At 71.4% G+C, this 13987-nt stretch carries 9 protein-coding genes; 8 read left to right on the top strand and 1 reads right to left on the bottom strand.

Features of this window, described 5'->3' with window-relative positions:
- Positions 1 to 21 precede the first annotated feature (21 nt).
- The 8 genes from D9C15_RS04940 (at position 22) to D9C15_RS04905 (ending at position 12514) form a co-directional block, all read left to right on the top strand.
- Entirely contained in the window at positions 22 to 1158 is a 1137-nt protein-coding gene (locus D9C15_RS04940) for an ABC transporter ATP-binding protein (RefSeq protein ID WP_127996331.1), read from the top strand.
- A 23-nt stretch (positions 1159 to 1181) separates the two neighbouring features.
- Complete coding sequence (locus D9C15_RS04935) at positions 1182 to 2888, top strand: glycoside hydrolase family 13 protein (protein WP_127996330.1); 1707 nt, start codon at positions 1182 to 1184, stop codon at positions 2886 to 2888.
- A complete protein-coding gene (locus tag D9C15_RS04930; RefSeq protein ID WP_127996329.1) occupies positions 2885 to 3883 on the top strand; it encodes a glucokinase in 999 nt (332 codons plus the stop codon). Before D9C15_RS04935 ends, D9C15_RS04930 begins: the two co-directional genes overlap by 4 nt.
- A gap of 12 nt (positions 3884 to 3895) precedes the next feature.
- Positions 3896 to 6064 carry a 1,4-alpha-glucan branching protein GlgB gene (glgB, locus tag D9C15_RS04925; RefSeq protein ID WP_127996328.1) on the top strand — a complete coding sequence of 723 codons (2169 nt, stop codon included), beginning with the start codon at positions 3896 to 3898 and terminating at the stop codon, positions 6062 to 6064.
- Positions 6065 to 6074: 10 nt separating this feature from the next.
- Positions 6075 to 7706, top strand: coding sequence for an alpha-D-glucose phosphate-specific phosphoglucomutase (locus tag D9C15_RS04920; protein ID WP_127996327.1), 1632 nt, complete (start codon positions 6075 to 6077; stop codon positions 7704 to 7706).
- A gap of 28 nt (positions 7707 to 7734) precedes the next feature.
- The gene (glgC, locus tag D9C15_RS04915; RefSeq protein ID WP_127996326.1) at positions 7735 to 9003 is read left to right on the top strand and encodes a glucose-1-phosphate adenylyltransferase; all 1269 of its coding nucleotides are present in this window, start codon (positions 7735 to 7737) and stop codon (positions 9001 to 9003) included.
- On the top strand, positions 9003 to 10433 hold the full coding sequence (glgA, locus tag D9C15_RS04910) for a glycogen synthase GlgA (RefSeq protein WP_127996325.1): 1431 nt from the start codon (positions 9003 to 9005) through the stop codon (positions 10431 to 10433). Before glgC ends, glgA begins: the two co-directional genes overlap by 1 nt.
- Before the next feature lie 74 nt (positions 10434 to 10507).
- Positions 10508 to 12514, top strand: coding sequence for an alpha/beta hydrolase family protein (locus tag D9C15_RS04905; RefSeq protein ID WP_127996324.1), 2007 nt, complete (start codon positions 10508 to 10510; stop codon positions 12512 to 12514).
- An 18-nt stretch (positions 12515 to 12532) separates the two neighbouring features.
- Here the strand turns inward: D9C15_RS04905 and D9C15_RS04900 are convergent, their stop codons facing one another.
- Positions 12533 to 13987 (bottom strand): AGE family epimerase/isomerase, encoded by a 1455-nt coding sequence (locus tag D9C15_RS04900; protein ID WP_127996323.1) that lies wholly within the window; start codon positions 13985 to 13987, stop codon positions 12533 to 12535.

Here is a 13987-nt window from a genome sequence, read left to right as displayed (position 1 = left end):
CCCACCCACGAGCAGCCTGCCATGTCACAGATCGATTTCAAGAACATCTGCAAGCGCTACGCCCCGGGCCTGCCGTGGACGATCAACAACGCCAACCTGACCATCGGGCGCGGCGAGTTCTGCGTCTTCGTCGGGCCCTCGGGCTGCGGCAAGTCCACGCTGCTGCGCATGGTGGCCGGGCTGGAGGACATCACCTCGGGCGACCTGTTCATCGGCGGCAATCGCGTCAACGACCTGCAGCCGGCCAAGCGCGGCGTCGCGATGGTGTTCCAGAGCTACGCGCTGTACCCGCACATGACGGTGGCGCAGAACATGGCCTTCGGCCTGCAGGTGATGGGCGCGGACCGCAACGCGATCGACCAGAAGGTCAGGAAGGCGGCGGAGATCCTGCAGCTCACGGCGCTGCTCGACCGCCTGCCCAAGCAGCTCTCCGGCGGCCAGCGCCAGCGCGTGGCGATCGGCCGGGCGATCGTCAAGGAGCCCGACGTGTTCCTGTTCGACGAGCCGCTGTCCAACCTCGACGCCGCGCTGCGCGTGCAGACGCGGCTGGAGATCGCCAAGCTGCACCACGACATCGGCAAGGCCAGCATGATCTACGTGACGCACGACCAGGTCGAGGCGCTCACGCTGGCCGACAAGATCGTGCTGCTGCGCGCCGGCAAGGGCGTGCAGGACGAAGGCAGCGTCGCGCAGTTCGGCTCGCCGATGGACCTCTACCACCGGCCGCAGAACCTGTTCGCGGCGGAGTTCATCGGCAGCCCGAAGATGAACGTGCTGCCCGGCAAGCTGGTGCGCGCCGAGCCCGACCATGCGGTGGTCGAGGTGCACGGCGAGCAGGTCAAGGTGGCGGTGGACGCGCGCGCCGCGGCGGCCGGCGCGGCGGTCTCGGTCGGCATCCGCCCCGAGCACCTGCTGGCCGGCGACGAGGGCGATGACAGCAAGCTGCACGTCACGCTGCAGCAGATGGAGCGGCTGGGCGACGAGTCGATGCTCTACCTGATGATCGAGCCCGGCCTGCCGCTGGTGACGCTGCGCCTGGAAGGCCATGCGCCGCACGCCACGGGCGAGAAGATCACGCTGCGCATCCGCCCCGAGCAGTGCCACCTGTTCGACGCTGCCGGCAAGGCCTTCCGCCGCACGGTGGACCTGCCGGCCTGAACTCCACCCGCCGAGGGGCCGTCATGAACAGGAGCTGGTGGAAGGAGAGCGTGGTCTACCAGATCTACCCGCGCTCCTTCCAGGACAGCAACGGCGACGGCATCGGCGACCTGCCCGGCATCACCTCGCGCGTCGGGCACCTGAAGACGCTCGGCGTCGACGTGGTCTGGCTCTCGCCGGTGTACCGCTCGCCGAACGACGACAACGGCTACGACATCAGCGACTACCGCGACATCATGGCCGAGTTCGGCACCCTGGCCGACTTCGACGCCATGCTCGCGGCCCTGCACCGCCACGGCATCAAGCTGATGATGGACCTGGTGGTCAACCACAGCTCCGACGAGCACGCCTGGTTCCGCCAGGCGCGCGCGAGCCGCGACAACCCGTACCACGACTACTACATCTGGCGCGCGCCGGCCGAGGGTGGCGGGCCGCCGAACAACTGGGAGGCCGCCTTCGGCGGCTCGGCGTGGGAGTGGAACGAGGCCACCGGCGAGTACTACCTGCACCTGTTCTCGAAGAAGCAGCCCGACCTGAACTGGGAGAACCCGCACCTGCGCTCGGAGGTGTACGACCTGATGCACTTCTGGCTCGGCAAGGGTGTGGACGGCTTCCGGATGGACGTGATCAACATGATCTCCAAGCCGTACGGGCCCGACGGTCGGCTGCCCGACGCGCCGGTGGTCAAGGCGGGATTCCTGCAGCCCTGCTTCGGCGCGGTCACCAACGGACCGCGCCTGCTCGAGCACCTGCGCGAGATGAAGCGCGAGGTGCTGCGCCACTACGACTGCATCACCGTCGGCGAGGCGCCCTGCGCCACCACGCGCCAGGGCATGGAGCTCACCAACGAGCAGGGCGGGGCGCTGAACATGCTGTTCCAGTTCGAGCACATGGAGCTCGACAGCGTGCCCGGCCACCCCTGGGGCAAGTGGGGCTGCAAGCCCTTCGAGCTGCGCGACCTGAAGGCCAGCATGACACGCTGGCAGGACGAGCTGGTCGGCCGCGGCTGGAACAGCCTGTACCTGTCGAACCACGACCAGCCGCGCCCGGTCTCGCGCTTCGGCGACGACGGCGCGCAGCGCGTCGTCTCGGCCAAGATGCTCGCCACCTTCCTGCACGGCCTGCAGGGCACGCCCTACGTCTACCAGGGCGAGGAACTGGGCATGACCAACTTCCCGTTCCGCGGCCCGGAGGACCTGCGCGACATCGAATCGATCAACTTCTGGCGCGAGGCGGTGGACGGGCGCGGCGAGGACCGCGCCGCCGTGCTCGACGCGATCCGTCGCAAGGGCCGCGACAACGCGCGCACGCCGATGCAGTGGGACGCGACGCCGAACGCGGGCTTCACCAGCGGCACCCCGTGGATCGCCGTGAACCCGAACCACGCCGAGATCAACGTGGCGGCGGAATACGATGATCCGGACTCGGTGTTCCAGCACTACCGGCGCCTGATCGCGCTGCGCCGCAGCCAGCCGGCGCTGGTGTACGGCCGCTACCGGCCGATCCTCGCCGAGCATCCGCAGATCTATGCCTGGTTGCGCACGCTCTACGACGACCGGCTGCTCGTGGTGTGCAATTTCACGGCCTCGCCTGCGGAATTCCGCCTGCCCGACGAGCTCGACGTGGTGCGCTGGCCGCTGCTGATCGCCAACTACGCGGTCGACCCGGCACAAGACCTGCGATGCTTCGCGCTCCGCCCGTACGAGGCCCGCATCCACCGATTGCAATGAACGCCACCGCCACCGCCCGCCTGCTTGCCGACATCGGCGGCACCAATGCCCGCTTCGCCTGGCAGAACGGACCCGGCGCGCCGATCGAGGCGCCGCACACCCTGCCGGCCGCCGAACACGCCACCCTGGCCGAGGCGATGCAGCAGTACCTGCTGCGCATCGGGCGCGCGGCGCCGCCGGCCTGCTCGATCGCGATCGCCAACCCGGTGGTCGGCGACCGGGTCGCCATGACCAACCACCACTGGACCTTCTCGATCGCCGAGCTGAAGGCGCAGCTGGGCTTCGCGCAGCTGCTGGTGGTCAACGACTTCACCGCGCTGGCGCTGGCGTTGCCGGCGCTCGCGCCCGACGAGCTGCGCCAGGTCGGCGGCGGCGCGGCACGGCCCGAGCATGCGATCGGCCTGATCGGCCCGGGCACCGGCCTGGGTGTCTCGGGCCTGCTGCCCGACGGCCGCGGCGGCTGGCTGCCGCTGCAGGGCGAGGGCGGCCACATCACGCTGGCCGGCACCACGCCGCGCGAGCACGCGGTGCTGGAGGCGATCGGCGCGCGCTACGGCCACGCCTCGGCCGAACGCGCGGTGTGCGGCCAGGGCCTGGTGGACATCCACCTGGCGCTGGCCCAGATCGACCGGCCGCAGGCCGTGCCGCCGACCGTCGCGGCGCCCGAGATCACCGCCGCGGCGCTGGACGGCAGCGACCCGTCCTGCGTCGAGGCGCTGACGCTGTTCTGCGCCTTCCTGGGCAACGCCGCCGGCAACCTGGCGCTGACGCTCGGCGCCAAGGGCGGCGTCTACATCGGCGGCGGCATCGTGCCGCGCCTGGGCGCGTGGTTCGACGCCTCGCCGTTCCGCGCCCGCTTCGAGGCCAAGGGGCGCTTCCGCACCTACCTCGAGGAGATCCCGGTCTACGTGATCCATGCCAAGCGCTCGCCGGCCCTGCTGGGGGCGGCGAACGCACTCGAATCCTCGGCGCCGTTCGCGGGCCGGGCCGACTGAGGGAGTCCGACGATGCTGCACCCCGATGCCGTGGCCGCGCTGATGGCCGGCGACCATGGCGAGCCCTTCGCCGCGCTCGGCCAGCACCAGACCGAGGACGGCTGGGTGCTGCGTGCGCTGCTGCCCGGCGCGGTGTCGGTGGCGGCGGTCGACCGCGCGGCCGGCCACACGCTCGCGAGCCTGGAACGCATCCCCGGCTCCGACGTGTTCGAGGCCAGGTTCGCGCAGCGCGCCGACTACCGCTTCGAGGTCGACTGGGGCACGCACCGCCAGGCGCTGGAAGACCCGTACCGCTTCGGCCTGCTGCTGGGCGAGATGGACATCTGGCTGCTCGGCGAGGGCACCCACCACCGGCCCTACGAGCAGCTCGGCGCGCACCCGATGACGTTCGACGGCGTGGCCGGCACGCGCTTCGCCGTCTGGGCGCCGAGCGCACGGCGCGTCTCGGTGGTGGGCAGCTTCAACAACTGGGACGGCCGGCGCCACGGCATGCGGCTGCGGCGCGAGTGCGGCGTGTGGGAGATCTTCCTGCCGCATGTCGGCCCGGGCGACCTGTACAAGTACGAGATCAAGGGGGCGGATGGCGGCCTGCACCTGAAGGCCGACCCGGTGGCCTTCCGCGCCGAGCTGCGTCCGCAGACCGCCTCGGTGGTGCATGCGCTGCCGCCGGTCGTGGCGCCCGACACGGCGCGCCGCAACGCCAATGCGTTCGACGCGCCGATCAGCGTCTACGAGGTGCACCTCGGTTCGTGGAAGCGCGTGCCGGAGGAGGGCGCCCGCTGGCTCAGCTACCGCGAGCTGGCCGAGCAGCTGGTGCCCTATGCCAAGGACCTGGGCTTCACCCACCTCGAGCTGTTGCCGGTCAACGAGCATCCGTTCGACGGCTCCTGGGGCTACCAGCCCACCGGCATGTACGCGCCGACCTCGCGCTTCGGCACGCCGGAAGACTTCCGCGCCTTCGTGCAGGCCGCGCACGAGGCGGGACTGGGCGTCATCGTCGACTGGGTGCCCGGCCACTTCCCGATGGACGCGCACGGCCTGGGCCGCTTCGACGGCAGCGCGCTGTACGAACACGCCGACCCGCGCGAGGGCTTCCACGAAGACTGGAAGACGCTGATCTACAACTACGGCCGCACCGAGGTGCGCAACTTCCTGGTCGGCAACGCGCTGTACTGGATCGAGCGCTACGGCGTCGACGGCCTGCGCGTGGATGCGGTGGCCTCGATGCTCTACCGCGACTACAGCCGCAAGGAAGGCCAGTGGATCCCGAACCGCTTCGGCGGGCGCGAGAACCTGGAGGCGATCGACTTCATGCGCCGCATGAACCGCATCGTCGGCACGCAGCGGCCCGAGGCCATCACCGTGGCGGAGGAATCCACCGCCTTCCCCGGCGTCTCGCGCCCGCCCACCGAGGACCTGCAGGGCGGCGGCCTGGGCTTCCACTTCAAGTGGAACATGGGCTGGATGAACGACACGCTGTCGTACATGCAGCAGGACCCGGTACACCGCAAGTACCACCACAGCAAGATGACCTTCGGGCTGGTATACGCTTTCACCGAGAACTTCATGCTGCCGCTCTCGCACGACGAGGTGGTGCACGGCAAGGGCTCGCTGCTGCAGCGCATGCCGGGCGACGAATGGCAGCGCTTCGCCAACCTGCGCGCCTACTTCGGCTTCATGTGGGGCCACCCGGGCAAGAAGCTGCTCTTCATGGGCGGCGAGTTCGCCCAGTACGACGAGTGGAACGCCGAGGGCAGCCTGCGCTGGCACCTGCTGCGCTACCCGCTGCACGCCGGCGTGCAGCGCCTGGTGCGCGACCTCAACGCGGTGCTGCGCGGCACCCCCGCGCTGCACCAGCGCGACTTCGGCCCCGAAGGCTTCGCCTGGATCGCCCACGACGACGCCGAGAACTCGGTGATCTCCTTCGTGCGCTTCGCCGCCGACGGCAGCCCGGTGGTGGTGGTGAGCAACTTCACGCCGGTGCCGCGCCACGCCTACCGCATCGGCGTGCCGCGCGCGGGCGCCTGGCGCGAGCTGATCAACACCGACCTGGCCGTCTACGGCGGCAGCGGCGTGAGCAACGGCGCGCTGCACACGCAGGACGCGCCGGCGCACGGCCAGGCGCAGTCGCTCGAGCTCATCGTGCCGCCGCTGGGCACCGTGATGCTGGTGCCGGCCTGAAGGAAGAACCATGGCGATCGTCTCCGTCCCGACCCAGCCCTATGCCGGCCAGCAGCCGGGCACCTCCGGCCTGCGCAAGAAGGTCACCGTCTTCCAGCAGCCGGACTACCTCGAGAACTTCGTCCAGTCGCTGTTCGACTGCCTGCCGAACACCGCCGGCCAGACCCTGGTGCTCGGCGGCGACGGCCGCTTCCACAACCGCGTGGCGGTGCAGACCATCCTGCGCATGGCTGCCGCGCACGGCTTCGGCCGCGTGCTGGTGGGCCAGCGCGGCATCCTGTCCACGCCGGCCGTCAGCTGCGTGATCCGCAAGCACCACGCCTATGGCGGCATCGTGCTGTCGGCCAGCCACAACCCGGGCGGCCCGGACGGCGACTTCGGCATCAAGTACAACGTCGGCAACGGCGGCCCGGCGCCGGAGAAGCTCACCGAGGCGGTGTTCGCGCGCACCAAGGAGATCAAGTCCTACCGCATCAGCGACCAGGGCGCGCCGGACTTCGACCGCCCCGGCACGCACCACCTCGAGGCCCTGCTGGTCGAGGTGATCGACCCGGTGGCCGACTACGCCGCGCTGATGCGCGAGACCTTCGACTTCGACGCCATCGCGCGGCTGTTCCGCAGCGGCTTCCGGGTGCGCTGCGACGCGATGAACGCGGTCGGCGGGCCGTACGCCAAGGCGATCCTCGAGGGCGAGCTCGGCGCGCCGGCCGGCACGGTGGTCAACGCCGAGCCGCTGGAGGACTTCGGCCACCTGCACCCGGACCCGAACCCGGTCAATGCCGAGGACCTGATCGCACACATGAGTGCGGCCGACGCGCCCGACTTCGGCTGCGCGACCGACGGCGACGCCGACCGCAACATGATCGTCGGGCGCAACTTCCCGGTCGCGCCCTCGGACAGCCTGGCGCTGCTGGCCGCACACGCCACGGTGGTGCCGCGTTATGCGAAGGGCCTGGCCGGCATCGCACGCTCGATGCCGACCTCCACCGCGGCCGACCGCGTCGCGAAGGCGCTGGGCATCGCCTGCTACGAGACCCCGACCGGCTGGAAGTTCTTCGGCAACCTGCTCGACGCCGGCCGCGCCACGCTGTGCGGCGAGGAGAGCTACGGCACCGGCTCCGACCACGTGCGCGAGAAGGACGGCCTGTGGGCCATCCTCTTCTGGCTCAACGTGCTGGCGGTGCGCGGCGGCTCGGTCGAGTCGCTGGTGCGTGCGCACTGGGCCACCTACGGCCGCAACTACTACTCGCGCCACGACTACGAGGCGGTGGACAGCGCCGGTGCCAGCACGCTGATGGCCGAGTTGCGCGCACAGCTGCCGCGCCTGGCCGGCCAGAGCCTGAACGGCATGCCGGTGGCGCAGGCCGACGACTTCGCCTACACCGACCCGGTGGACGGCTCGACCTCGTCGAAGCAGGGCGTGCGCGTGATCTTCGCCGACGGTTCGCGCATCGTGTTCCGCCTCTCGGGCACCGGCACCGAGGGCGCGACGCTGCGTGTCTACCTCGAGAAGTACGAGGCCGACCCGGCGCGCCAGGACGTGCCGACGCAGGTCGCGCTGGCGCCGCTGATCGACGCCGCACGCGCGCTGGCGCGCATCGAGCAGCACACCGGCCGCACCGAGCCCAGCGTCGTGACCTGAACCCAGCCCACAACGACAGGAGACATCCATGAGCATCGACGGGGCCCGCGAGGCCATGCAACTCGGCCGGCGCACCTTCGCGCTGGTGCTGGCGGGCGGGCGCGGCTCGCGCCTGATGCAGCTGACCGACCGGCGCGCCAAGCCGGCCGTGCACTTCGGCGGCAAGTTCCGCATCATCGACTTCGCGCTGTCGAACTGCCTGAACTCCGGCATGCGCCGCATCGCCGTGGTGACGCAGTACAAGAGCCACTCGCTGCTGCGCCACATCCAGCGCGGCTGGAGCTTCCTGCGCAGCGAGCTGAACGAGTCGGTCGAGCTGCTGCCGGCGCAGCAGCGTGTCAACGAGGAGCAGTGGTACCGCGGCACCGCCGATGCCGTGTACCAGAACCTGGACATCATCCGCGGCGAGATCCCGCCCGAGTACATCGTCGTGCTGGCCGGCGACCACATCTACAAGATGGACTACTCGATCATGCTGGCCGACCACGTTCGCCAGGGCCGCGGCGTGACGGTCGGCTGCCTGGAGGTGCCGCGCGAGGAGGCCAAGGCCTTCGGCGTGATGGCCATCGACGAGCAGCGCTTCATCACCAGCTTCGTCGAGAAGCCGGCCGACCCGCCGGCCATGCCGGGGCGCAGCGACGTCTCGCTCGCCAGCATGGGCATCTACGTGTTCACCGCGAGCTACCTGTACCGGCTGCTCGAGGAGGACGTGGCCAACCCGGCCTCGAGCCACGACTTCGGCAAGGACATCATCCCGAGGGCCGTTGCCGAGGGGCAGGCGCAGGCGCACCCGTTCTCGATGTCGTGCATCCCCAACCCGCCGCACACCGAGCCGTATTGGCGCGACGTGGGCACGGTCGATGCCTTCTGGGCTGCCAACCTCGACCTCGCGTCGACCGACCCGGCGCTGAACATGTACGACAAGAACTGGCCCATCTGGACCTACCAGGAGCAGCTGCCGCCGGCCAAGTTCGTGCACGACGAGCAGGACCGGCGCGGCAGCGCGATCAACAGCCTGGTCTCGGGCGGCTGCATCGTCTCCGGCGCCGAGGTGCGCGACTCGGTGCTGTTCTCCAATGTCGTCGCGCACTCGTATGCGCTGGTCGAGCAGGCGGTGGTGCTGCCGGACGTGACCATCCGGCGCGGCGCGCGCCTGAAGAAGGTGGTGATCGACCGGCGCTGCACCATCCCCGAGGGCCTGGTGGTGGGCCAGAACGCCGAGGAGGACGCGAAGCGCTTCTACCGCACCGACAACGGCGTCGTGCTGATCACGCGCGAGATGCTCGCCAAGCTGTAATGAGAGTCCTGCAAGTCTGTTCGGAGATCTACCCGCTGCTCAAGACCGGCGGTCTCGCCGATGTCGCCGGCGCATTGCCGCAGGCGCTGCACCGGCACGGTTGCGACGTGCGCGTGCTGCTGCCGGCCTTCCCGGCCATCCGGCGCGGCGTCGCGGCGCAGCAGCACCTCGCGGGCCACCCGGCGCTGATCCGCGGCCAGCTGCCCGACGGCACCACCTGCTACCTGATCGACGCGCCCGAGCTCTACGAGCGCGAGGGCAACCCGTACAGCGGCCCGGACGGCCGCGCCTACGAGGACAACCACCGCCGCTTCGCGCTGCTCGGCCGCGTCGCCTGCCTGCTGGCCGAGGGCCGCGACCCGGACTGGTCGGCCCAGATCGTGCACGGCCACGACTGGCATGCCGGCCTCGCGCCGGCCTACCTGAAGGCGGCCTGGCGCACGCACGGGCGGCGCGTGGCGGCCTCGGTGCACACGGTGCACAACCTGGCCTTCCAGGGCACCTTCGGGCTGAACGTGCTGGGCGAGCTGCAGCTGCCGGCCGACTTCTACCAGCAGCACGGCCTGGAGTTCCACGGCCAGGTGTCGTACATGAAGGCCGGGCTGCACTACGCCGACCGCGTCACCACCGTCAGCCCGACCTATGCGCGCGAGATCCAGGGCGAGGAGCAGGGCTGCGGCCTGGACGGCGTGCTGCGTGCGCGTGCGGCCGATCTCTCCGGCATCCTCAACGGCGTCGACGACCAGGTCTGGAACCCGCTGCGCGACCCGCTGATCCCGCACCGCTACGGCGCCGGCGACCTGGCCAGCAAGCGCCTGTGCCGCAGCGCGCTGCAGCAGGAGTTCGGCCTCGCGCCGCAGGCGCAGGCGCCGCTGTTCGGCATCGTCAGCCGGCTCACCGAGCAGAAGGGCGTCAACCTCGTGCTGGCCGGCCTGCCGGACCTGCTCGCGCGCGGCGGCCAGCTGGTGGTGCTGGGCAGCGGCGAGCCGGCGCTGGAGGGCGGCCTGCGCGAGGCGGCGGCGGTCCATCCGCGCTCGGTGGCCGTGCGCGTGGGCTACGACGAGAACCTGGCGCACCGCATCGTCGCCGGGGCCGACGTGCTGATGGTCCCGTCGCGCTTCGAGCCCTGCGGGCTGACCCAGCTGTACGCGCTGAAGTACGGCACGCTGCCGCTGGTGCGGCGCGTCGGCGGCCTGGCCGACACGGTGGTCGACAGCGCGCTCGAGAACCTGGCCGAGGGCAGCGCCACCGGCTTCGTGTTCGAGCGCTTCGAGCAGACCGACTACGTGGCCGCGCTGCGACGCGCCTTCGCGCTCTACCGCCGCGAGGGCGAATGGCGCGAGGTGCAGCAGCGCGCGATGGCGCAGGACTTCGGCTGGAACGCCGCGGCCGCGCAGTACGCGACCTTGTACCGGCGCCTGCTGCCCTGACACACCGGCACGCCCGAGCCCGTCGCGCGACGCGTTAGCATCGCGGCAAACGCGGCAGGCTCGGGGAGGGCGGCATGGCAGGATGGTCGGGATGGCGGCGCGTCGCGCTGCTGGTGACGTTGTCGACGACGCTGCTCGGTGCCGGCCACGCGGCGCCGCCGCCGATCGAGCATTACACCCGCACGCCGGAGCTCGACGATGTCGTCGTCTCGCCGTCCGGCAAGCGCGCCGCGCTGCTGGTGTACGGCAAGAACGGCCGGCGCCGCGTCGGCGTCATCGACCTCGATCCGGTCGGGCAGCCGCGCATCGTCGCGGGCTTCGACGATGCGGATGTCAACGAGGTGATGTGGGTCGACGACAATCGCCTCGCGCTCGAAGCCGCCGAACCGGCCTACTACGTGCGGGACGGCGGGGCCGGCAGCTTCGCCGTCGACCACGACGGCTCGAACCTGCGTCAGCTGATCGCCTGGCGCTACACCACGCAGCGCGCCGGTTCGTTCGTGACCAGCCGCGTCCTGCCCTACAGCTGGGAACTGCACTCCGCCACCCATGACGGCAGCGGCGACGTGTTCGTCCAGCAGTCGCTGTTCGACGCGAAGGGCGACCTCGACCGGGTGCAGCTCGCCCGGCTCAACACCCGCACCGGCGAGTTGCGCAACCTCAGCCTCGGCATCCCCGAGGGGGTGAGGCGCTGGTGGCTCGACGTCGCCGGCGAGCCGCGCATGCTGTCGGCCTACCGCGACGGGCGCACGCGCATCTACCGGCGCACCAGCGACGCCGCGGCGCCGTGGGAGAAGATCGCCGACTACGACGCGCTGAAGGACCCGGGCTACAGGCCGTGGCACGTGGAGCGCGACGGACGCACGCTGGTGCTGGCGCGGCGCGGCGCCGGCGCGGCGCTGTACGAGCTCGACCCGAAGAGCGGCCAGCCGGGCACCGAGCCGCTGCTCGCGGCCGGCATGTTCGACATCGTGCCGAGCAAGATCATCGATTCGCGCAGCGGGCGGCTGCTCGGCGTGCACTTCGTGGCCGACCGGCCGATGAGCGTCTGGTTCGACGAGGGCCTGCAGCGCCTCCAGCGCAGCCTCGACGCCTCGCTGCCGGGGCACAGCAACGTGATCTCCTGCGGGCGCTGCGAGTCGGCGCGCCACTTCATCGTGAGCTCCAGCTCCGACCGCCATCCCGGCGAGTTCCTGCTGTTCGACCGCGAGAAGCGCACGCTGCTGCCGCTCGGCGTCGCGCGGCCCTGGATCGACGCGGCGACGCAGGGCAAGCGCAGCCTGCACCGCGTCGAGGCACGCGACGGGCTCGTGCTGCCGGTCTACGTGACGCGCCCGGCCGGCGCGGCCGAGGGGCAGGCGCTGCCGACGGTGGTGCTCGTGCATGGCGGCCCGTTCATCCGCGGCAGCAACCTGGGCTGGGAGGCGCAGGCGCAGTTCCTCGCCTCGCGCGGCTACCTCGTGCTCCAGCCGGAATTCCGCGGCAGCGAAGGCTACGGCTTCGCGCTGTTCCGGGCCGGCTGGAGGGAGCGCGGCCGCGGGATGCAGACCGATCTCGAAGACACGCTGCGCTGGGCCGCGAAGACACAGGGCGCCGATGCGGGGCGGGCGTGCGTGGTCGGCGGCAGCTACGGCGGCTACGCGGCGCTGATGGCCCCGATCGCGACGCCCGGCGTGTTCCGCTGCGCCGCGAGCTTCGCCGGCGTGACCGACCTGATCCTGCTCTACGACATCACGTGGAGCGATTTCAGCGACGCCTACAAGACCTACGGCATGCCGGTGCTGTTCGGGCCGCGTGAGGACACCGCCGGCCTCGACGCCGTCTCACCGCTGAAGCGGGCGGCCGAGATCAAGGTGCCGCTGTTGGTCGGCCACGGCGCCGGCGACCGCCGCGTCCCGATCGACCATGCGCGCCGCTTCATCGCCGCGGCGCGCAGCGCCGGCGTGGAGATCGAATCGGTGATCTACGACGACGAGGGGCACGGGTTCAACAAGCCCGGCAACGAAGCCGACTGGTACGGCCGCCTCGAGCGCTTCCTGGCACGAGCGCTCGATGCCGCGCCGGCGTCCGCCTCGAAGTAGGGCGGCTCTCACACCTTCTCAGCGCGGCGCGCCGCTGCGCGCGAGCGTGAAGCGCACGGCCTGCACCGTCACGCCCTCGACCTCGCGGGTGCTGCTGCCGGCGATCGTGCCGCCGAAGACGTAGGGACGCAGCCGTGCCGGATCGGTCTGCGCCGGCACCGCGTAGTGCAGGGTGGCCGGTTCGCCGCGCAGGCCCTGCGCGGCGAGGTAGCCCACGAGGGCGTGCTCCAGCGAGTGGTAGCCGTTCTTCCAGTGGTGCTGCTTGAGCGCGTCCGGGGGCACGCTGCCGTCCGGGGCGACCCAGCCCCAGACCTCGCCGCGGCGCCGGTCCGTCAGGCGCTCGAGCCAGAAGCGCCAGCTGCGTTCGAGCCGCGCCGGATCGTCACCCTGCTCGAGCGCGAGCGTCGCCAGCGCCTGGTCGAGTTCGGCGTAGATCCACCACTCCTTGCCCTCGTCGAGCTCGTTGCGGCCGAGCACGCGCGAGGCCCAGCTGCCGCTGCGCGCCAGCCAGGCCGCGTCCAGCGTGCGGCGCATGCCCTCGGCGGCGAAGCGCTCCAGCGCCGCGTCGCCGTTCTGGCGTGCGCCGAGGTAGATCATCCAGTAGGCCTTGACGCTGTGGCCGAAGTCGTTGTGCCGCCCGCGCGGGCCCTCGCTGTCGGGCCGGCCGCGCGTGCCGACGAAGCGGCTGCCCGCCGCGTCGTGGTAGCGCTCCACCAGCGCCTCCGACAACGCGGCGATGTCGCGTCGCCAGGCCGTCTTCAGCGCGCCCTCGGGCAGCGCCGGCGTCACCAGGATCAGATAGGCGTTGAGCTGGTCCAGCGTCGCCACCAGCTCGTCGCGCTTCGCCTCGCCCGAGCCGTCGTCGTCGGCCACCCAGCGGATCAGGCCGCTGCGTTCGTCGCGGTAGCGCGCGAAGACATGGTCCTTCAGGCGCACCAGGTCCTCGAGCAGGGTGTCGTCGTGGGTCACGTAGTACAGCGCGGCCAGCGCGAGGCCGGCGTAGGCGAGGTCCTGCGCGGTGCGGCGGCCCAGCGCCGGCTGCGGCCGCCCGGCCTCGAACCAGCTGGCGAAGCTGCCGCTGTCGGGGTCGCGCGCGCGTGCCCGCAGGTCCTGCACGCCGGCCTGCGCCAGGCGCAGCAGCGCCACGTCGCCGCTCAGGTGGAAGCCGATCGCGTAGGCATAGACCTGGCGCGCCTGCATGCGCACGTAGTCGCGCCCGAGCTCGGCGCGGATCCAGTCCGGCGCGTTCTTCAGCTCGGCGCAGGGCTTGGCGGCGTCGTAGGGCGCACCGTCGTTGCAGCGGAAGGTCGGGAAGCGGCCGACCGGCTGTCCCTGCGCGCCCGGGTGGCGCCACCACGGCAGCAGGTCGCGCTGAACATGGTCCAGCCAGACCTGGCCCGCGGGCAGCTCGGCCCGTGCCGGCGTGCCGCCGAGCAGCAGCAGGGCGAGCAGCGCAGCAAGGAGCCGACGCAT

The sequence above is a fragment of the Piscinibacter defluvii genome (genome assembly GCF_004011805.1).
GTDB lineage: Bacteria > Pseudomonadota > Gammaproteobacteria > Burkholderiales > Burkholderiaceae_C > Piscinibacter > Piscinibacter defluvii.
This window is presented reverse-complemented; position numbering and strand designations above follow the sequence as displayed.